Genomic DNA, 20,676 nt, shown 5'->3' with positions numbered 1-20,676 from the left:
TCAGAGGTTGGAGCCTCGCCCGACCGCGTTGAATCTTGTGATTTTCAGCTTGCTGCCATTCTGGGGTTAAGTTTTTTTTTCAGCCACCCGCGATTCCTGGCTCATATATTCAACAATTTGAGCGAGGGTGCGAAGTTCAGCTAACTGTTCTGGATTCACTGGCGGCAAATCTGGGAATAACTCCTGCATTGCTCCCAAAATTTCCACCCGCTTGATCGAGTCAATCCCCAAATCCGCTTCCATGTCCATTGAAAGCTCTAGCATTTCCGTGGGGTAGCCAGTCTTCTCACTGACCACTTCTAACAGGGATTGGATCAGAGCATTCGCCTTCTCCTGGGAGACAAATCCGTTTTCTGCCTTCGCTGATGCCGACGTTGGATAGGAAACCTCCACCTCTATTGATGGAGCTTTGTTGCCCATATATTCAACAATTTGAGCGAGGGTGCGGAGTTCGGCTAACTGTTCTGGATTCACCGGCGGCAAATCTGGGAATAACTCCTGCATTGCTCCCAAAATTTCCACCCGCTTGATCGAGTCAATCCCCAAATCCGCTTCCATGTCCATCGAAAGCTCTAGCATTTCCGTGGGGTAGCCAGTCTTCTCACTGACCACTTCTAACAAGGATTGGATCAGGGGGGTCAAATCCACCGGCGCTGTTACGGACGCACTAGGGTTCTTTTCGATGAAAGATGGCGCAACTTCTGCCTGCTCTACTTGAGCGATTTGATTTTGCAGGCTGTTTGTCTCTACTTGGCGAACCTGGGCTGGCTGCGAACCGTTGCTGGAAACGGGTTGGGAAATTACTGGCACCGATGTAGGGACGGTCTCTGGGGCGGCTAGCCCAGAAACCACCAGATTATCCGGCGTCGGCACGACAGTCGTAGCAGTGGGGGCAACAACCGAATACTGTGGTTTATCAGTCCCTTGTCCGTTCTGCCCTTGTTCAAAGTTCCGAACCGGCGCTATTGACGCCTGACCATTCACAACTGACCCATTCGCAGCATTGCTAGCGCCCAAAAGGGAATAATGTTGCTGCATGAGCTGGAAAAATCTTTGGGAATATTCCAGCTGATTTTTCAGGTATTGTTCGTGGACTTGCTGGCTTGCAGCTTGATGCTCGTGAAAACGCATCATGTTGCGCTCTAAACTTTCTAGAAGACCCTGGTTATTTAGAGAAGATTGTGGCATTGGTTGCGCCTCTGATTTGGTTGCGGGTGGAACTGGTATCGGCTTTGGCATTTTGACTAAGGGAATTACGGGTTGAGGACTAGGGGCTGGGACTATGTGTGGTGTTTGTTTCGGGACTGAAGATTTCTTCGGCTCCGGTGTCGATTTCCCATTCCTGTTTTCCCTTTCTGGATTTCCCTTGATTTGGTGTCCGTTTTGCAAAGCTTGTTCAAAAGCAGCTTTGGTTTTTTCACTGACATAGTTAGCGCCGTTTAAAGGCACATTCAATCTCTTCTTTTGCTGAGAATTGGATGTTTTTGGTTTAACTAGGTAAGGATCGAGGTGATGTAAAGGCAAGCCAGCCACGCGCAACTGAACAAAGGCTTCGCACAACTGGCGCTGGCTATCTCCTTTGCTACTGGCATTCAAAGCGATCGCCAAATGGGGTCGATCTTCAAGGATATTCTTCACCAGATTGGTCAGGATATTCCTGGGTCCAAATTCAACAAAGAAATATCCCCCAGCTGCGTAAATATTTTCAACCTCCTGCTTAAAATGGACAGGATTGAGAATATGTGCAGCTAAGGTTTGCCTGATGGTATGGGAATTGTCTGGATAAAGATTTCCGGTTGTATTGGAGTATACCGGGATTTTAGGTTGATTGAAAGTGACTCGATCCAGCACCTCAGCAAACCGTTTTTGAGCGTGAGCGACAAACGGTGAATGAAAAGCTGCCGAAACGGGTAGTAAAACCACCGAATACCCAAGATGCTCCAATTTCTGCTGGGCTTTGGCGATTTCCCACTTTGCTCCCGCTAACACCACCTGATTGTTAGAGTTCCAGTTAGCAATGGTGATTTTGGGGAAATTCTCGACAACTTCTTTGACTTTATGGATATCCCCTTTCACCGCCAGCATCATGCCTGTATCGACTTTGGGATCGTCGTGGAATGCCATCGCTTGACCTCTGGCTTTGACGAGGAAAAAGTAATCCTCGTCATTCAGAACGCCCGCCGCCCAAAGCGCTGTCAGTTCCCCGAAGCTGTGCCCTGCCACAAAATCAGGCTTGAACCCTGCCTGTTCTAGAATCTTGTAGAGACCAAAACTAAAGACACCAATTGCTGGTTGGGCATTTTCGGTTTTTTGCAATGCCGCAATTTGGGCATCCTTTTGGGCGTTGTCAAAAACAGGACAAGGGAAAACGACTTGGGAAATAGCTGGCAACCCATTTTTGCCCAGGTATTTGTCCATATCGCTGTAGGCTTGGCGAAGTTGAGGGAAGTTAAGGACGAGTTCCTTACCCATCTCCAAATACTGCGAACCTTGCCCCGAAAACAGCGCCACTACCTTCCCTTGGGGGTTCAGGCTAGTTTTGCGGTAATAGATTCCTTTGGGATGCTCCCACGATTGGGCTGTTGCCTTGTTTTTCAGTAAGTCAATCGTAATCTGCAATAATTCACGCGCCTCTGTGGCTGAGGCGGCGACAAATCCCACTCTGGCTGAGGCAACGGGAATTTTTAAAGTAGCAGCGGTGACAAGTTCTGTGTAATGTTGTGTGCCGCCATCGCCTGCCAATTGCGACTCTATGGTTTCACACTTAGCTAATAATTCTCCTACTGTTGGAGCGCACAGCAGAATTGTCGCTGGCGTACTGTGGAAACGATAAGCCTGCTGATGTTCGCTTTGATATTCTTCCAGGACGACATGATAATTCGTGCCTCCAAAGCCAAAAGCACTGACTCCTGCTCTTCTTGGCGTTTCATCATCAATGCCAATCCAGGGTCGGGTTTCGGTATTCAAATAAAAGGGTGAGTCTTCTATTTTAAGTTTAGGGTTGGGTTGGGTGATATTAATCGTGGGGGGTAATATCTTGTGGTGCAAAGCCAAAGCCGTTTTGATGAGGCTCGCTGCACCTGCTGTTGCTTTTGTATGTCCAATCTGAGACTTAACGCTCCCCAGGGCAATATATTGTTTTTGGGGGTTGTTTTGGCTAAAAACTTCATTTAAGCCTGCAAACTCTGTCGGATCGCCAGCGATGGTTCCTGTACCATGAGCTTCAATCAGACCGACTGTTGAGGGTGCAAATCCAGCATCTTCATAAGCTCGACGCAACGCTACAGCTTGCCCTTCCGAACGGGGGGCATAAATGCTTTTAGATTTGCCATCGCTGGAGGTGCCCATTCCCTTGATGACGGCATAGATGCGATCGCCATCTCGTTCGGCATCTTCAAGACGCTTGAGTACGATCATCCCCATGCCTTCACCCAACAGCATCCCGTCGGAATTTATATCGAAGGGACTAGAATTCTCTTGTTTAGAAAAGGCAGGCGTTTTACTAAAGCACATATACATGAAGATCGAATTGTCGGCATCCACACCGCCCGCAATCATCATGTCGCTACGATACTCGGTCAATTCACTCAGCGCCATCCGCAGGGCGCTTAACGAACCGGCACAGGCTGCATCTACAACACAGTTAATTCCTCCTAAATCCAGCCGGTTGGCAATTCGTCCGGCAATCACGTTACCCAGCATGCCTGGAAAAGAATTTTCTTCCCAGCCAATATAGGCGAGTTTGATTTTCTCGATAATCTTTTGGGTGTCTTCGTCAGATACACCACTGCTTTTGAGAACCTTCTCCCAAATGGGATATTGCAAACGGGTGGTTAGGGGTGTAATCAGTTTTTGCCCTCCACCCACACCCAGAATGACCCCCGTGCGTCCCCGATTAAAATCCCTGGACTCACCGTAACCAGCGTCTTCCATTGCCTGTTTGGCAACCACCAACGAGAGCATTTGGGCGACATCTGTCACCTCCAGAATATTGGGAGGTAGCCCAAATTCCATCGGATCAAAATCAATATCCGGGATGAATCCGCCTCGTTTGCAATAGGTCTTATCTGGTGCCTTGGGATCTGGGTCATAGTAGTCATCAATCCGCCAGCGCGAGGGAGGAACATCAGAGATACAATCGATTTTAGTAACGATATTTTCCCAATACTCTTCTAAAGTCCTGGCTTGCGGAAAAATGCAACCCATTCCGATAATCGCCACAGGTGTTTGTTGCAGCTGCCGTTTAATTTTGTTGTTTATCAATGATTTATCAGACTTCATTCCTCAACCTGACTTCTTGTGACGTTCCTGGTTCAAAGGGTTATGATACCAAGTTATTCCGCTTTAGTGTAGTTGTATATCCACTCAAGTTAAACCTGTGGAAGTTTGTTGTTTATTTTTACATGGGTGGGTACACCCAGCTCCATATTCTCAGCATGGGCAAAAGCTTTGTAGGCTGCACAGAGATGGGTAAAACAGGAATTTAAATAATAGCAATTTCAGTACCTTGAAGCAAGTTAATTATTCTAACAATTTTTGTTACAATACCTTTTTTATGCTAAAATAGCCTTATTTTTTCAAAAATCCTTACCAAGCCTTGGTTACAGGGTATAAAGCTAAGGGATCGAGTTAAAAAAATTTTTAGGGGTTAAAACCGAGGTACAGCAAAAGTTAGAGTATTTAAAATTGCTAATTTAGAATCGTAAGTACGCTAGAGCTACAGGTTTCAGTTTTTTATAATTTAAATTTGAAAACGTAAAAAAGTGTGTTTTTTAGATTTTCTGATTGCAAAAGTTACAAAATCTAGGTAAATTGCTTTTCGATTTTCGTTTTTATAAATAAACGGGAAAAGCCAGAAAATGCAGTTTTTGACTTAGTAAGTGTTACAGCAAAAATAAGGTTGATTTTCGTTTTAATAGCTGTATTTATTGTCATATATGAGTAGAAACTTGAAAAAAAATGTGGTGTTATTAACTCTTACGCCAATCAAAGTGTGCTTACACCTAGCTATTTCATCTCCAGCTATGTGTAAGGGCAATTACAAAAGTGTTGCAATGCCCCCGTTTCTTGTGAATATTTGTGCTGTAGTTTATAATGTCTCTCCAGCAGAAATGCGATTCGCGCTGAGGAATTGGCGGACTGGCTTGGCGTTTATTTTTTAGTGAAAACTTGAGTTTAATGATTGCGTACAATCAAGACTCTTAAACCATCAAGCAAACAACGTCCTTCAATCAGGACGGTCTGTGAATCAAGCAATCAAACAATAGTTACGCCTACACATTATTACTGGATTACTCCGCTCCAATCTCGCCAAATTTTGGCGACCACCAATTACCTTTCTTACTCTCAAAAAATGCTACTTCTTTACATTTATTTTGTCTGGTTTTAGAGTTAGAGCAGCGCAACATCACCTTATCTTGACCATTTTTGTTGTACTTGTAACGCTCTAAGGGAGAGCCACAAATCGGACAAGAATGCTGAGAAGGCGTATTAGGACGCGGCGGATTTTTGCGCTTAGAGTCAGGCAATTCATACTCTAGCGTGGACACGTTAAAAAACATCACAGCACCACAGCCATGATTACGCTCATCACAGCTCAAGAAATGGTCTGTTTGGAGTTTTTTAGACTTCGAGTAAACCCTCGTCATCGGATGTTTGCATTTCGGACACCGAATATTAGTGAGTTCAGACCGAGTATCAGTGGGTTCATTAACAGGTTGAGTGACGTTAACTCGACTTTGATTCGTTACAGTCGGCATAGAAGAGGGAATTTTTGCCCCGGCTTTCTTTAGCGCTGGGGCAAAATAGTCGCGGTTCCAGCTAGTCAAATACTTTTGCCAGTCCAGCTTACCGTGAGCGATCGCATCCAATTCCCGCTCCATCTTTGCCGTAAAATCTGCACTAATCAGCTCAGGTAACACCCGACCCAAAAACTCATCAACTTCCATCCCTAGCTGGGTAGGAACGAGCAACCCCTTGTTCAGAACCACATACTCCCGCTCTTTCAAAGTCTTTACAGTCGGGGCATAGGTGCTAGGACGCCCTATCCCCTGTTTCTCCATCACCTGAACCAACTTAGACTCAGAATAGCGGGATGGTGGCATCGTCTGCTTCCGATCGGCACCCGCATGGGTACAGGTAAGCGGTTGTCCCTCTTTCAGAGTCGGCAACACTTGGTCTGAACCAATATCCCGCCAGTAGCGCAGATAGCCTTCAAACTGTAGCACCTGACCCAAAGCTTGCCAAGTGACGCTACCAGATTTCGTGACAATTCTCGTCTTCAGGAGTCGTGCTGCTTGGCATAGAGAAGCGATCGCTCGTCGCCAGATCAAGTCATACAACCCAGCTTCTTCTGGTGTTAACTCTGCTTTAATTACGGATGGTAGCCTGGTAATCTCTGTCGGTCGAATTGCCTCGTGTGCTTCCTGGGAAAGTGCTGCACTTTTGCGAACAGTCGCCGTTTCAGGGACATTCTCTGGGTCATTTTGCTCCAGATACTTCCGCACCGAAGCGCAAAACTCCTCAGATAAAGTTGGGCTATCTGTACGCATATAGGTGATGTATCCTTGCTCGTACAGCTTTTGCGCCACTTGCATTGTCTTCTCTGGATTCAGCTTTAGACGCGCTCCTGCTGCTTGCTGAAGGGAACTGGTGGTAAATGCGGCGGGTGGTTTTTTGAAACTCACTTTACCTTGTGTGCTGACTACCTGATGAGGATGACTCTTAGCTGTCGCCACCAGTTGATCCGCCTGAGTTTGTGTGGTCACTCTGGTTCCTTCAGCGGCTTTTTTGCGGTCAGGAGACTCAGAATCATCGGTTTCCTCTACTTCAGGCTCATCGGAGCGATTGACTTGTCCTGCATAAAAGGCTCGGAAACCCTCGGCGTAGTCAACGTAAACAGACCAGTAATCTTCAGGGACGAAGGCTGTAATCGCTCTCTCGCGATCGCATAGCAGGTGCAAGGTAGCGCTTTGAACCCGACCGACTGACTTGGCTCCGTTTTTGAGCGACCAAACTAGAGGGGAGCCTCTGAAGCCAACGAGCTTGTCGAGACACGTCCTCAAAAGAGCTGCATCTACTAGATTCTGGTCAAGGGGACGGGGTTTGTTAATAGCTTTTTTAATCGCAGTTTCTGTAATCTCGCTCGTCACCACTCGCCGGGGATTCTTAACTTTGAGTTCTCGTGCTAGATGCCAAGAAATTACCTCGCCTTCCCGGTCTGGGTCTGTTGCAAATATCACTTCGGTTGCTGATTTGACGGCTTGTTTCAGTTCTGTGAGAACCTTTTTGCCTCGGTCGCCACGAGGGACAAATCGACAAGTAACGCGATCGCCTGATAGGTCAAATCCCAGTGCATCTTCCCCGTCTTTAGCCAGCTCAACAACATGACCCACGCTTGCCATTACTCGGTAGCCAGAACCAAGGCTTTTCTGCCATTTCTGCCGTTTGCCAGGACTTTCTATCAAAACAAGTTTCATACTCTGTCCTCCAAAAATTTTTAATTCTTGCTTTAAGAAGGATGACTTAGCAAGGCATTTTAGGGTATAAGCTACTTGCTGCATGAACTCAGGTAAATGACAAATTCACCTCCCCCCGATCCACGTTCCTCTCGGCTTGGCTTTGATGATTTGATTGGCATTGTTGTTGCCTTCAGCGTGATTGGCACGATTTTCTTCTGGTCGATAGGTAGAAGGGAGCCAGGGTTGAATTTGACCGGATTTCCGACTCCTGACGCCACAGCGAGTCCAACGCCAGCAGCGCCGCTACCAACGGTGATACCAGGAGAATCGCCCACCCAACAAACGGTTCCGACACCTGCTTCAACGAACGACCCAAACCGAACGCTACTCATACCGGACGAGCCAAACACGGTATCGAGAGGCATCCCGATTATTCCCGTACCAGTACCCGCGCCTTCCGCCCCAGCGCCGTCAGTCGCCCCCGCCACAGTAGCCGCGCCTTCTGCGCCAGCTAAAGCGATCAACTTTTCCGATATTCCCGATAATTACTGGGCGCGTCCTTACATTCAAGCGCTGGTTGAGCGCAACATCCTCGCGGGTTTCACCGATGGCACTTTTCGCCCCGATCAACCGATCACGAGGGCGGAATTTACGGCTCCGTTGCGGAAAGCTTTTGGTCAAAAACCGGCTCAGAATGCTTTGAACTTTAAAGATGTCCCCTCTGGGTACTGGGCTGAACCAGGAATCAAGCAAGCTGTGGCAACGGGTTTTTTAAAAGGATATCCGGGAAATCAGTTTCTACCAAACCAAGAAATTCCTAGAGCGCAAGTTTTGGTTGCCCTTGCCAGCGGCTTAGGGCTTAAACCGCCGTCCGATCCTGCTAAAGTTTTACAGACTTATCAAGATACCAATCAGATTCCTCAGTATGCGACAAAAGGTGTAGCAGCGTCTACGGCAGCCGGTCTTGTGATTAACTATCCGAATCAAAACTTGCTCAAACCGAATCAGGCTGCGACTCGTGCTGAGGTAGCTGCTGCAATTTATCAAGCTCTAGTACAAGCCGGACAAGCAGAACCGATTCCCTCTCCAGCCGTTGTGCAGCCACAATGAAGAAACCATTGTAGGGGTATGGCATTGTTCATTTGAGCGAAGCGTTTGGTGCGTGTCATCAAATCAGGACTTACGCAAAGCTTATAAATATAGTGTTTTGTAGGGGCAATCCCCCTGTGGTTGCCCCCAAATGTGGTGATGTTGCGTAAGTCCTGCAAATTCAGTTTTGGAAGTTGCGATCGCCTTTATACTCGGATAGCTCGGCGAGTTCTTCTAAAGAAAGCAGACCTGAGTAACGCCGACCCTTAATTTCCCAGGTGGGAAAGCCTTTGACTTTTGCCTTGCTGCACAGGTCTGGACGCGGATTTTTACCATTAGCATCGCACTCAATGTAGTTTATATAGCTAAGTGCCTCTTTTGGAAACATTTCTTTCTGTTTTGTGCAGTAAGGGCACCAATATGCGCCGTAAAATTTGGCTTTGATGCGTTTCAAGTGGCGTGCTAAACCCACTTCTGCCGTAGTAGCGATCGCGCGATTGGAGGATTGGGTTGGCTGGAGTGCTGATTCTGCAAGCGGATCGGATGAACAGCCAGCCATTAATGTCAGTAGAGCGATCGCTGTAGTGCGGATAATGACCGCGCTGAGGTCAAATCTTTGAAGTTGCATAGCTATCAGTTGGGTAGATGTTTGGCAATCAGCAAAGTTTACCTTTTGTTTTCATACCATTTTGCTTTACCATTGCCCGATTTAAATTTCTGCAACTACCTATAAATAGAGACACAATAAATCGCGTCTCTACAATCTAAACTCAAAAATGATATAGCAATCCTATTTGAGTTGTGCGCGAGTATTCGCCTTAGTGTAGAGACGCGATTAATCGCGTCTCTACGATTAATCGCGTCTCTACGATTAATCGCGTCTCTACGATTAATCGCGTCTCTACAGGGGTTCGCAAATCAAATAGGTATAGCAATCCTATTTGATTTGCGAGATACCAGCGGTTCAGATCCCCGACTTCGTAAAAGTTGCCTTAGGATCTCGCCTTCATTGAGGATTGCTATAGTAAGCCTTAGCGACCATCAACTGACCAGTGAGGCGGGTCATTTGCTAGCTTAAATACACCATAAGATGCACCCACACTATAGAGAGCCGTATTGTTGGCACCATTCGTGGGAGCGCCAATATTAACAATAGTGCCATCTCTCTTTTTAATTTTCATAATTCCTTCCCAGGTAATGTTCCAATCGATGGCTAGCCTTTCAGTATGGCGAGATTTTAGAGCAACCGGATTACCACCAATCCCGAATTCATCCACCATCAGTTGTGCGGCTTGCACGGATACAGCGTTCGTATAATGTACCCATTCAATGTCAACTCCCGCCATGTTTGGCACATTTTCTGCTCTAATTTCTCCTCGACTAATTCTAGCCGAATAGTGCATCATGTAGGCTCGTTGCGGAGGTCGATAGGTAGCGGCGATAACGGTTTGGGCCCCCGCATCAATTAAAGCTTTTTGAAAAGCTGTGACTTTTTCTCGGAAAGGTGAAGCTAAATCAGAAATCGAGCGGCTAGTCGGAAAGCTTTCATACCAATGCGGGCCACTCAGGCGAAATCTAATTCTTTTGGCATAGGCGTTCAGGATATCTATTGCTGGAATAAAATCTGCGCCTAATTTCTGCTTAGTAGTTGCAGAAAGTAGATCCTCCAATTCACCACGCAAGCGCACATCCCTTTGCAAATAAGCTTGGGCTAACCCTTGGTTACTTCTAGCTCCAAAGTCTCCATCTACTGTTAAGTCTGGAACCAATATTGTATTCAAGCTCTTTTGTAAATCTTTAACCTCTGCCTCACCAAAGCGCAGATAAGCGAGCAAAAGTGCCGCCGTAAGATTCGGAACTTTATAAATAAAACCGTCGCTCAAAGCTTTGGTGTAGGTGGTATTATCCACAACTCCATTGACCGGCAAGTTATTTCTTTGCTGATAACTGCGGGTAGCTATATCGCTGATCTTGCCAAAGTCTCCATCAACAGTTCCTATCGGATAATCAGCTTCTTTTAAAAAGCGTTGCCAAGCACTAACTGCCGCTCCATTAGAGCCGATTTTGAGTGTGGGCAATTTCAGCGCAGTGATATTAAAAGCCATAGATTTCACCTAAATTGAATATTGCTAAGTTTCTTCGTTAATTAGCCTAGAGAAAGCCATTGATCAAGTCTAGCTTTTGGGCTGTTTTAACGCTAACAGAAAACGCAGTTACTGAGAGTTACACTACTGGCGCGATACAGCTTACATTCTATAACTTGATGCCCAAGAGATTTCAATGATATAACTTTAGTTCTTACTTCCATCTTCCTGTGTAATCCTTTGGCTCCAGTATCAGGAGGCACATTATGTCCGATATCAATTCCATACTTCATGATAATTAGTGGTTAGTTCAGGAGCTGGCTTTTCTGTCAAAGTAAATTTTCTCAAATTTGAGGCAGCTTTTCTAGTAAAACCTCTACCTAATCTACTGTCCAGTTTTCAAATAAAATATTGTTACAAATTGCTACAATATTTAATTGAATCTTATCATCTTAGAGATTCTACCGGCTAATTTGAAACCGTTGCTGATTTATCAGGAAAAAATCGAAAGAGAACTAATATGAATTCCGGATTTTATCTCATCGGTTGTGGATCATCCGGTAACTGATGTTCGCTTTTTTAATCAGGAGACTTTATGGCAGACTCTGGAAAATCTCGGATGCGCGATCGCACGCCAGACGATGTAATAATTCAGGCACAGGCGCGAGAACCCATTACAGACCCCAGCCTGGGCATTTCCGTTGAAGTGAATAGACAAGGCACTCCCCAGCATCGGCTGGTCACGATTGGGGACTCTCTCTCACACGGCTTTCAAAGTGGGGCAATCTTTAATACTAGCCTCTCCTATCCCATGATGATTGCCAAGGAAATGGGCTGGTCTCACCAGATGCGTTATCCCACCTACGAAGGGCCAAGAGATGGGTTTCCGCTCAACCTAGAAAATCTGGCTCGACAACTCGATCGGGAGTTTGGCGACATCAACTGGTTGGATTTCGCCCCGGCGCTGTTGTTTATCCGCCGCTACATGGACGATGTAGAAGATTATTGGGAACGTGACGCAGGCTCCCGCTTCCCAATTCAACGAGGGATTAATCACAACCTGGCAGTCTATGGGTGGGATTTGCGGAATACCCTGTCGCGCACTGCGGACATTTGCCTAGACATCATTCGGAAAAATCCGCCTAAAGACGATTATCTCCGGCAGGTTGTCGAGTATCATAACGAACGCGCTGCCATCCGAGTTTTGAATTCGGCACGAGATGCACAAGGCAACGCGCTGACACCACTGCAAGCGGCAGCAGCACTGGGTGCTGAGGGGATGCAAGAAACTGGCGATGGAGACGGCATTGAAACGCTGGTTGTTGTCATCGGTGGCAATAATGCGCTGGGTAGTATTCTGACATTCAAGGCGGCTTGGAGCGCTGAAGGTTATGACGATATGGCGGTCAACGATCGCTATACTGTCTGGCGTCCAATTCACTTTAAGGCTGAACTGGACAAGTTAGTTGAGGAAGTTAAGCAAATCCGCGCTCGCCATGTAATTATGGCAACGATTCCTCACGTCACCATCGTTCCTTTTGCCCGTGGTATCAATAAAAATAAAGAGGGGGAAAAAGCGAAGCCAGGATCTCGATACTTCCCTTACTACTCGTTGCCTTGGCTTACCGAAGAAGAATTCGATCCCAATAAGCACCCGTACCTGACAGAGGATGAGGCACGAGCCATCGATAGTGCCATTGACCAGTACAACGACTCTATAACCGATGCGGTGCGCGAGGCTCGACAAGAAGGCAGAGATTGGTATCTGTTTGAAATGGCTGGATTACTGGATCGCTTGGCATCCAGGCGCTATATTCAAGACCCCGACGCCAGACCGACTTGGTGGGATGAAGTGGGTGGTCAGTACGAGTTGCCACCTGAGCTTCAAGCGCTTTCACCCGTACCAGACTCCCGCTTTTTTAAATCTGATGCAACGGGTCGCACCCAAGGCGGCTTATTCTCTCTGGATGGCATTCATCCCACCACTATTGGCTATGGCATCATGGCGCAGGAGTTGATCGAGATTATGCACAAGAATGTGGGTGTCAAGTTTTATGAAAGCGATGGGAAAACTGAGCGGACTGGTGACATCAAAGTTGATTTTAATCGCTTGATTGCCCTGGATACGCTGATTTCTAACCCACCGCGATCGCTCTCCAATGCTCAGAGTTTAATCGGTTTGATTGATAAGAACTTTAATATCTTCAGCCGGATGCTCACAGGTAGTTACTAAAAGCAATCGGAGGGTTGGGGTGGGATTGGGCGTCCCATCGCTAAGGTTCCTGCTTAAGATCGAAAGTAGGAACCTTTAGGATCTCTGGGCATGAAACGCATTGTTCTAATTGCTGGATTTGAATCTTTCAACGCTGACCTGTATCGTAAGGCAGCGCATTTGGCTCAGGCTAGCTGTCCAGAGTTGGATATTCGGGTGTTTAGCGATCGCGCCCTCACAACAGAACCCGCAGCCGTAGAAGCCGCACTCCAAGGGGCAGATGTCTTTTTCGGCAGTCTGCTATTTGATTACGACCAAGTGATGTGGTTGCGCCAAAGGGTGCAAAATATCCCCATTCGCCTCGTCTTTGAGTCAGCCTTGGAATTGATGAGTCTTACTCAGATAGGCGCGTTCAAAATTGGCGATAAGCCCAAGGGAATGCCCAAACCTGTTAAATTCATTCTCGACAAATTTAGCAACGGGCGAGAAGAAGACAAACTTGCTGGTTATATTAGCTTTTTGAAAGTTGGGCCAAAGTTATTAAAATTTGTGCCAGTGCAAAAAGTGCAAGACTTACGCAACTGGCTGATTATTTATGGTTATTGGAACGCTGGTGGAACCGAAAATGTCGCGTCAATGTTCTGGACGCTGGCAGAGAAATATTTGGGATTAAAAGTGGGAGAAATTCCGCCGCCAGTTGAAACTCCAAATATGGGATTACTGCATCCCGATTATCAAGGCTTTTTTGAATCACCAAGGGCATATTTAGATTGGTATCAAAGTAGGGATACAGCAGTGCCGTCTCCCTACTCAACTGTGGGAATTCTGCTTTATCGCAAGCACGTTATCACTAAACAGCCTTACATTCCCCAACTAATTCGCCACTTTGAGAAAGCTGGGTTGATACCTTTGCCAATTTTTATCAATGGCGTCGAAGGTCATGTGGCGGTGCGAGATTGGATGACCACAAACTACGAAATGCAACAGCGACAGCAGGGTAATATTGAAACTTCCTCGCTGTCTGAAGATGCGGTGCCAGTGGATGCAATTGTCTCTACGATTGGCTTTCCCCTCGTCGGTGGCCCTGCGGGGTCGATGGAAGCAGGGCGACAGGTGGAAGTAGCCAAACGCATTCTAACTGCCAAGAATGTACCCTATATCGTCGCTGCACCGCTGCTAATTCAGGATATCCATTCTTGGACGCGGCAGGGTATTGGCGGGTTACAAAGTGTCGTTTTATATGCTTTGCCAGAACTGGATGGGGCAATCGATGCAGTTCCCCTCGGTGGTTTGGTGGGAGAAGATATCTATTTGATTCCAGAACGAGTTCAGCGTTTAACAGGAAGGTTGAAAAAATGGATTTCCCTGCGACAAAAGCCAACTGCTGAACGCAAAATCGCTGTAATTCTGTATGGATTTCCGCCTGGATATGGGGCGACGGGGACAGCGGCTTTATTGAATGTACCGCGAAGTCTAATTAAATTCCTCCACGCCCTCAAAGACCAAGGCTACAATGTTGGGAATATACCGGAAGATGGGGAAGAATTAATCCGCTGGGTGAAAGAAGCGGATGAGAACCCCACCCCAACCCTCCCCGTCAACGGAGGGGCAAGAAGAGATTTAGAAGGGGTAAACACCGTCAATGTCAAAACCCTAGAAAAATGGCTGGGATACCTCCTCACCACCCGCATCGAAAAACAGTGGAAATCCCTCACCGGAACTGGCATCAAAACTTATGGAGATGAATTTCAAATTGGTGGGATACAACTAGGAAATATTTGGATAGGCGTACAGCCACCATTGGGCATTTCCGGCGACCCGATGCGGCTAATGTTTGAGCGCGATTTGACACCTCATCCTCAGTACGCCGCTTTCTACAAGTGGTTGCAAAACGATTTTCAAACTGATGCTGTCGTTCACTTTGGAATGCACGGAACGGTTGAATGGTTGCCGGGATCTCCGCTGGGTAATACGGGCTATTCTTGGTCGGATATTCTGCTAGGAAATATACCCAATCTATATATCTATGCGGCGAACAATCCCTCTGAATCAATGTTGGCAAAGCGGCGCGGCTACGGGGTGCTAATTTCCCATAATGTGCCGCCTTATGGTCGGGCTGGATTGTACAAAGAACTGGTGTCGCTGCGCGATTTAATCTCGGAGTATCGGGAAGACCAAGAGAAGAATTATGCACTCAAGGAAGCGATTTGCAAAAAGATTGTAGATACGGGAATCGATGCAGATTGTCCATTGGAGGATGCCAAACGCTTAGGGATTGACTTCACTGCTGAGAATGCCAGAATGTTTAGTGCAGATGCTTTTAACCGTTATTTGGTGAAGTTGTACGAATATCTGCAAGTTCTGGAAAATCGCTTGTTTTCATCTGGTTTGCACACGCTGGGAGAACCTCCAACTCCAGAAGGATTAATTAGCTATTTGGATGCTTGTTTTGAATTGTCGAAAGAAATTGTTGAGGCAGTTGCTAAGGGTGCAGACAAACCGGCAGCATTGTCAGCATACTGGGAATACCTACACGAAACATATCCGAATGTCATATTTCGCATCAATCCTAACCTTCCAGAGTTGATAGATGAAGCTATAAAAATCCGTGATTTATTGCTACAAAACAGTGATGAACTCACTAATCTGTTGCGGGGACTTAATGGTGAATATATTCCGCCTGCACCGGGTGGCGATTTGTTGCGGGATGGTGCTGGTGTGTTGCCAACGGGTAGGAATATTCATGCTTTAGATCCCTATCGGATGCCTTCACCAGCAGCTTATGAAAGGGGTCGAGAAATTGCTAGAAAAATTATCGCCCAGCATCTGAAGGAAAATGGTTCTTATCCTGAAACTGTGGCGGTAATGTTGTGGGGATTAGATGCGATTAAAACGAAGGGCGAATCTCTGGGAATTTTGCTGGAATTAGTGGGTGCTGAACCTATTAAGGAAGGTACTGGTAGAATTGTTCGTTATGAGTTGAAACCTTTAGCAGAAGTCGGTCATCCGCGTATTGATGTGCTGGCGAATCTTTCTGGCATTTTCCGCGATACCTTTATCAACATTATTGAATTGTTGGATGACTTATTCCAACGCGCCGCTGATGCTGATGAACCGGAAGACCAAAACTTTATCCGCAAACACGCTTTAGCTTTGAAATCTCAAGGTGTAGAAAATCCCTCAGCGCGATTATTTTCTAACCCCGCTGGTGATTTTGGTTCGCTGGTAAACGATCGCGTAACCGATGGTAACTGGGAATCTGGCGATGAATTGGGCGATACTTGGCGCGATCGCAATGTCTTCAGCTACGGTAGAAAAGACAAAGGACAAGCTAGACCAGAAATTCTGACGCAGTTGTTGCAAACAAGCGATCGCATTGTCCAAGAAATCGACTCTGTAGAATACGGTCTCACCGATATTCAAGAATATTACGCCAACACTGGCGGCTTGAAAAAAGCCGCAGAAAAACAACGCGGGAAAAAAGTTAGCGCCAGCTTCGTCGAAAGCTTCTCTAAAGACACCACCCCCCGCAACTTAGACGACTTGCTGAGGATGGAGTATCGCACCAAGTTGCTTAACCCGAAATGGGCGGAAGCAATGGCGAATCAAGGTTCAGGTGGTGCTTATGAAATCTCCCAACGCATGACAGCATTAATTGGTTGGGGAGGTACTGTTGATTTTACCGATGATTGGGTATACGACCAAGCAGCAGATACCTATGCTTTAGATGCAGAAATGGCAAATAAATTGCGCGAGGCAAATCCCGAAGCTTTCCGCAATATTGTCGCCAGAATGATAGAAGCAAATGGTCGTGGTTTCTGGCAACCCGATGAGGAGAAGTTGCAGAAACTACGCGAATTGTACGAGTTATCGGAGGCAGAAATCGAAGGTGTAACTGTTTAAAAAATCTAGAAGACTTCGCTTATGCACCTGCACCGCCAACAACGCTATATCTCATAACACAACTCCCTCAGCGTCGCAGTTGACTGCGGAAGTCCTTGTTTTAGAAGTGTGTCCAGGTATTCATCAAGTGTTTTAGGTGGATTTTTCAGCCTGCTTCTTTGCCTTTCTGCGGCTTGACAAACTACTGCCCGGTTAAGGTTAATTAAGCTTAGGATAAAATCGTCAGGATGCTGAGACTGAATGCTATAAGGTGCAAGAGCCTCAGTAGGAAAATCTCTGAGGTTGAAAGTGATAATTAAACTAGCATTACACTGGATTGCTGCTGCGAGGACATGGCGATCGTTTTGATCGGGAAGTTGCAACTGCGGGATCATTGCCTCGTAGCGCGTAACCAGACAATTTTTAATACTGATATTCATCAGATTTTTGGTTCTGGTAAGCTGTTCAAGTTTTATATCAGGACGGTTTTGAAGAACATTTCGCATCCACTCGTTATGAATTTCTTCTGTCCAACGTGCATTAAATAGGTCAGTAAGTGCCAACTCCACTAATAGATCGCGTAGTGCGGCTGGATATAATACACAAGCATCATAAACGACTGTAAAACTTGTCACCACTCATGATCCCATCTTGAGTTCTTGTGCTTGTGCTGCAAGTTCATCAAGGGCTTTCATACTTTCTTCGTAAGCTCTATTTTTGTAATCCATGACATCTTGAAAGCGCATCTGACGGGTGTTTCCTACTATTGTGTATGGAATTTTTCCAGAATCGAGTAAACCCCACAAATACTCGCGTGAGACACCCAGTATTTCAGCTGCCTGATAGACTTCGAGTTCCTTGGTAATTGGAGTAAGCTTTACAGTATTACCTTGAGCCATCTGTGCCAAAATTTCAACGAGTAAATCAAATACTGCCTCTGGTATGGTAACAGTCTCACCCTTGGTTTCATCTTGCATAACTTTGATAGTGCGATATGGCTGATTGTTTTGCAAAGATGCCAAAATTTGGCTACTAGCTTGAGCCTGAGTAGCGTCTTCTTCTGTAGGCAGAATTGGTCGGAAGTTTTGAGAGGCAGGGATTGTCATATCAATTTTAGATTAGGGATCCCATAGTCTTTGATATATTTTATGGTAATAATTCGATAAAACGACCAAAGTAAATCTTGCGTTCTGCATTGTTATCAGTGCTAAGCACTATCCTTAGTGTCAGTCTTATTTACGCCAACGGCAAGAAGTAGAGGTGTATTTGCAGCGGCAAAAACGCGCAAGTGAAATACGCAAGCAAAATGAAGCTAAATTCGACCCTCTAGGCGTGTGTGTTAGCGAAGCGGCGCGTTAGCGCGATCGCTTGCTGTCTCGTCGGACGCAATAGCAAATCATAAGGAAGATTTGGAGAGATGAGATCGCTCCTCCTATAAATATAACTTTTGCAAAAGTTATAAAATATACCTACAATCAAAACAATAAAGAAGGTGAATGCGCTATGGCACTTTCAATTACATCTGAACCCATTCCCTTGGAAGTAAACGCTGAGGGTTTGGTGCGTGTGGGCGGAACACGGGTAACATTAGATACAGTTGTAGCTGCTTTCAATTCTGGGGCGACTGCTGAGGAGATTGTGTTTCAATACCCATCATTGCAGCTAGCTGATGTATATGCTGTAATCAGCTACTATTTACGGCATCGGCAAGAAGTTGAAGTGTATTTGCAGCAACGGCAAAAACGCGCAAGTGAGATACGCAAGCAAAATGAAGCTAAGTTTGACCCCAATGGGGTGCGCGATCGCCTGCTGTCTCGCCGGACGAATAATCAATAATGCTGCGATTTGTAGCTGACGAGAACTTTAACAATAATATTGTGCGGGGTTTGTTACGTCGCCAACCAGATTTAGATATTGTGGGAGCATCCCACTTTGGCAAATATACCTGTGCTGAGAGAATGTAAGAAAAAACTAAAGCTCCCTGCCTAAATAATGAATCCTGAGAAACAAGAGCGTCTACAAGCCTGTTTGCAAGAACTAGCAGGACTACTGTATGAAGAGACACAAGAGAGTGAACTGACGGACTTAGAAAGCATTGAAAAAACAGTGCGGCAGCAGATGTTAAAACACGTCAGCCCCGAAATCGCCCTTTTTTTATTGAAGCAGCAACGGGAATCAATACAGGTAAAACCCGAAAAGTGAAAAGCTGTGTGGGGGTAATCAAGCTGAAAGCGAGGCAGGCAGAAAAATTAGGGTTGAAACCAAGGAGTCAGCTCAGTCCTTTACTTGAGAAGTGTTGCCTGCGAGTGTCTTCCAATGAGTCTTATCAAAGTGCAGAAGTTGAAATCGAGGCATTGACGGGAGTAAAAGTAGGTCATACAACACAGCAACGACTGGTGCAGCGACAAGACTTGCTCCTGCCAGAAGCACTGCAAGCTGTGTCAGAAGTGAGTGTTGATGGAGGCAAAGTGCGCCGGCGAGGCCAACCAAAACAAGGATGCCACTGGCGAGATTATAAAGCTGTGCGACTACAAGGCATATACTACGGAGCTTTTTTTGACAACAACCAATGCTTAATTGATTATGTCAACTCCCAGCCCTTGACTGCTCCATTGGTCTGTTTAGGTGATGGTCATGATGGCGTTTGGAATTTGGTCAAGGAATTGGCTACACCTGAGACAAGGCGCGAAATTCTGGACTGGTATCACCTGAAAGAAAATCTTTATAAAGTTGGTGGGTCATGGAAGCGACTCAAACAGGCTGAGGCTTTCCTCTGGCAAGGGCAGGTGGAAGCCGCCGTCGCTTTGTTTGCTGATTGCCGAAAAAAGCAGGCAAGAAACTTCTGCGCTTATCTCCAGCAACATCATCACCGGATTGTCAACTACAGCTATTATCAAGCTGAGCAACTGTGTTCCATTGGCTCAGGAGCTGTAGAGTCGGCAATCAAGCAGATTGGTTTAAGGGTAAAAATTTCTGGGGCACAATGGAAAACCGAGAATGTTAATCAGGTACTTTCGGTGCGTTGTGCTTATCTCAATGGCACACTCGCTATCTAATATATTTGCCAGAGTGGGATGCTCCCGATATTGTCAGAGTTCAAGATGTTGGTCTATCTGGAGTAGATGACCCAACTGTGCTAGAGTGGGCAGCACAAGAAGGACGCATATTGCTTACACATGACGTAGCAACTATCACACAGTTTGCCTACGAACGAGTTGCGGCAGGGCTGTCTATGCCTGGAGTCTTTGAAGTTAGCCTTGACGTTTCAATTGGTCGTGTCATTGAAGATATTTTGTTATTAGCAGAATGCACTCTTGAAGGCGAATGGGAAGGGCAAATACGTTACCTGCCGTTGTGAAAAATTCTACACTTAAGAATCATTATTGAGCAAATAACTGAGATAACGTGTAGACTCAATTGCATCAATCTTAGCCTTGACCAGAGCGATCGCTTCCTGTAAATCTGCCTGTCGTTTCAGTAAAATCTCGGTTTTCCCGATGACTGGATTAATCGCATAAAGATTCCAGTTGTTATCAGAATCTTCATAGGATTTAACGTGCCACTCTTTATAGATCAAGTCGTCGCATTCGACGCCAACTAGCTGTTGCATCATTCGGTCAAAGCTAATACTGTCCTCGTTGTAAAAAACCCAATTGCTTTCGTTATTACTCAAGGCAATCAGGGATTCGGCAAATGTTATAGCATCCTCGTATTGCACAAAAGCTTTTAGGCTGCGATATGGGTTGCCTTGGGGGTTCCAAATCTCCAGATGATGCCCATAACGTCCCGGTACGATCTGATAAATCCACCCGTCAAGTATTTGTGCAGTGTAGTCTTGTTTGCCGATCATGAATACACCTTCTATCAGAACCCAAAAATATGAGGTTTTCTCGTTGGTTAGTGATTTCTAGCCTTGTCGCTTTATCCTTGCCAACAGTTATCGGCTCCC

14 protein-coding genes are annotated in these 20,676 nt (G+C 46.0%); 7 read left to right on the top strand and 7 right to left on the bottom strand.

What is annotated here, in order from left to right:
* Positions 1-66: 66 nt before the first annotated feature.
* Together ACFW2W_RS25700 and topA are read right to left on the bottom strand one after the other, a co-directional pair.
* Positions 67-4,281 (bottom strand): beta-ketoacyl synthase N-terminal-like domain-containing protein, encoded by a 4,215-nt coding sequence (locus ACFW2W_RS25700; protein WP_378184607.1) that lies wholly within the window; start codon positions 4,279-4,281, stop codon positions 67-69.
* A 1,010-nt stretch (positions 4,282-5,291) separates the two neighbouring features.
* Entirely contained in the window at positions 5,292-7,478 is a 2,187-nt protein-coding gene (topA, locus tag ACFW2W_RS25695; protein WP_378184606.1) for a type I DNA topoisomerase, read from the bottom strand.
* A 96-nt stretch (positions 7,479-7,574) separates the two neighbouring features.
* Between topA and ACFW2W_RS25690 the strand changes: the two genes are divergently transcribed.
* The gene (locus ACFW2W_RS25690) at positions 7,575-8,570 is read left to right on the top strand and encodes an S-layer homology domain-containing protein (RefSeq protein ID WP_378184605.1); all 996 of its coding nucleotides are present in this window, start codon (positions 7,575-7,577) and stop codon (positions 8,568-8,570) included.
* A gap of 160 nt (positions 8,571-8,730) precedes the next feature.
* Here the strand turns inward: ACFW2W_RS25690 and ACFW2W_RS25685 are convergent, their stop codons facing one another.
* Both ACFW2W_RS25685 and ACFW2W_RS25680 read right to left on the bottom strand, forming a co-directional pair.
* Positions 8,731-9,177: a hypothetical protein gene (locus tag ACFW2W_RS25685; protein ID WP_378184604.1), complete on the bottom strand. Its 447-nt coding sequence runs from the start codon at positions 9,175-9,177 to the stop codon at positions 8,731-8,733.
* 403 nt (positions 9,178-9,580) lie between these two features.
* Complete coding sequence (locus ACFW2W_RS25680; RefSeq protein ID WP_378184603.1) at positions 9,581-10,654, bottom strand: peptidoglycan-binding protein; 1,074 nt, start codon at positions 10,652-10,654, stop codon at positions 9,581-9,583.
* A gap of 574 nt (positions 10,655-11,228) precedes the next feature.
* Between ACFW2W_RS25680 and ACFW2W_RS25675 the strand changes: the two genes are divergently transcribed.
* Together ACFW2W_RS25675 and bchH are read left to right on the top strand one after the other, a co-directional pair.
* Positions 11,229-12,866, top strand: a complete 1,638-nt coding sequence (locus tag ACFW2W_RS25675; protein ID WP_378184602.1) for a hypothetical protein — start codon at positions 11,229-11,231, stop codon at positions 12,864-12,866.
* A 90-nt stretch (positions 12,867-12,956) separates the two neighbouring features.
* A complete protein-coding gene (gene bchH / locus ACFW2W_RS25670) occupies positions 12,957-16,748 on the top strand; it encodes a magnesium chelatase subunit H (protein ID WP_378184601.1) in 3,792 nt (1,263 codons plus the stop codon).
* A gap of 44 nt (positions 16,749-16,792) precedes the next feature.
* Here the strand turns inward: bchH and ACFW2W_RS25665 are convergent, their stop codons facing one another.
* Both ACFW2W_RS25665 and ACFW2W_RS25660 read right to left on the bottom strand, forming a co-directional pair.
* Positions 16,793-17,362 carry a PIN domain-containing protein gene (locus tag ACFW2W_RS25665; protein ID WP_378184600.1) on the bottom strand — a complete coding sequence of 190 codons (570 nt, stop codon included), beginning with the start codon at positions 17,360-17,362 and terminating at the stop codon, positions 16,793-16,795.
* Between the two features lie 3 nt (positions 17,363-17,365).
* The gene (locus ACFW2W_RS25660) at positions 17,366-17,833 is read right to left on the bottom strand and encodes an excisionase family DNA-binding protein (RefSeq protein WP_378184599.1); all 468 of its coding nucleotides are present in this window, start codon (positions 17,831-17,833) and stop codon (positions 17,366-17,368) included.
* 397 nt (positions 17,834-18,230) lie between these two features.
* Between ACFW2W_RS25660 and ACFW2W_RS25655 the strand changes: the two genes are divergently transcribed.
* From ACFW2W_RS25655 to ACFW2W_RS25640, 4 genes are all read left to right on the top strand, one after another.
* Positions 18,231-18,563 (top strand): DUF433 domain-containing protein, encoded by a 333-nt coding sequence (locus ACFW2W_RS25655; protein WP_378184598.1) that lies wholly within the window; start codon positions 18,231-18,233, stop codon positions 18,561-18,563.
* Positions 18,563-18,691, top strand: coding sequence for a hypothetical protein (locus tag ACFW2W_RS25650; protein ID WP_378184597.1), 129 nt, complete (start codon positions 18,563-18,565; stop codon positions 18,689-18,691). Before ACFW2W_RS25655 ends, ACFW2W_RS25650 begins: the two co-directional genes overlap by 1 nt.
* A gap of 28 nt (positions 18,692-18,719) precedes the next feature.
* Positions 18,720-19,783 (top strand): ISKra4 family transposase gene (locus ACFW2W_RS25645; protein WP_378184596.1). Its coding sequence is split into 2 segments (ribosomal slippage): positions 18,720-18,876 and positions 18,876-19,783, totalling 1,065 coding nucleotides; the frame shifts between segments, so codons are not numbered across the junction.
* Entirely contained in the window at positions 19,750-20,085 is a 336-nt protein-coding gene (locus ACFW2W_RS25640; protein ID WP_378184595.1) for a DUF5615 family PIN-like protein, read from the top strand. Before ACFW2W_RS25645 ends, ACFW2W_RS25640 begins: the two co-directional genes overlap by 34 nt.
* A gap of 12 nt (positions 20,086-20,097) precedes the next feature.
* Here the strand turns inward: ACFW2W_RS25640 and ACFW2W_RS25635 are convergent, their stop codons facing one another.
* Positions 20,098-20,577: a hypothetical protein gene (locus ACFW2W_RS25635; protein ID WP_378184594.1), complete on the bottom strand. Its 480-nt coding sequence runs from the start codon at positions 20,575-20,577 to the stop codon at positions 20,098-20,100.
* Positions 20,578-20,676: the final 99 nt, after the last annotated feature.

Origin of the sequence: Coleofasciculus sp. H7-2, assembly GCF_042747725.1 — a bacterium.
Lineage (GTDB): Bacteria > Cyanobacteriota > Cyanobacteriia > Cyanobacteriales > FACHB-T130 > FACHB-T130.
Note: the sequence above shows the minus strand (reverse complement) of the source record. Positions and strands in the feature narration are given on the sequence as shown.

Excerpts from the sequence above, each read along its gene's own strand:
- ACFW2W_RS25690 (WP_378184605.1), top strand. The coding sequence starts at position 7,575 with ATGACAAATTCACCTCCCCCCGATCCACGTTCCTCTCGGCTTGGCTTT.
- ACFW2W_RS25635 (WP_378184594.1), bottom strand. The coding sequence starts at position 20,577 with ATGATCGGCAAACAAGACTACACTGCACAAATACTTGACGGGTGGATT.
- bchH (WP_378184601.1), top strand. The coding sequence starts at position 12,957 with ATGAAACGCATTGTTCTAATTGCTGGATTTGAATCTTTCAACGCTGAC.
- ACFW2W_RS25685 (WP_378184604.1), bottom strand. The coding sequence starts at position 9,177 with ATGCAACTTCAAAGATTTGACCTCAGCGCGGTCATTATCCGCACTACA.
- topA (WP_378184606.1), bottom strand. The coding sequence starts at position 7,478 with ATGAAACTTGTTTTGATAGAAAGTCCTGGCAAACGGCAGAAATGGCAG.
- ACFW2W_RS25650 (WP_378184597.1), top strand. The coding sequence starts at position 18,563 with ATGCTGCGATTTGTAGCTGACGAGAACTTTAACAATAATATTGTGCGG.
- ACFW2W_RS25660 (WP_378184599.1), bottom strand. The coding sequence starts at position 17,833 with ATGACAATCCCTGCCTCTCAAAACTTCCGACCAATTCTGCCTACAGAA.
- ACFW2W_RS25675 (WP_378184602.1), top strand. The coding sequence starts at position 11,229 with ATGGCAGACTCTGGAAAATCTCGGATGCGCGATCGCACGCCAGACGAT.
- ACFW2W_RS25655 (WP_378184598.1), top strand. The coding sequence starts at position 18,231 with ATGGCACTTTCAATTACATCTGAACCCATTCCCTTGGAAGTAAACGCT.
- ACFW2W_RS25700 (WP_378184607.1), bottom strand. The coding sequence starts at position 4,281 with ATGAAGTCTGATAAATCATTGATAAACAACAAAATTAAACGGCAGCTG.
- ACFW2W_RS25680 (WP_378184603.1), bottom strand. The coding sequence starts at position 10,654 with ATGGCTTTTAATATCACTGCGCTGAAATTGCCCACACTCAAAATCGGC.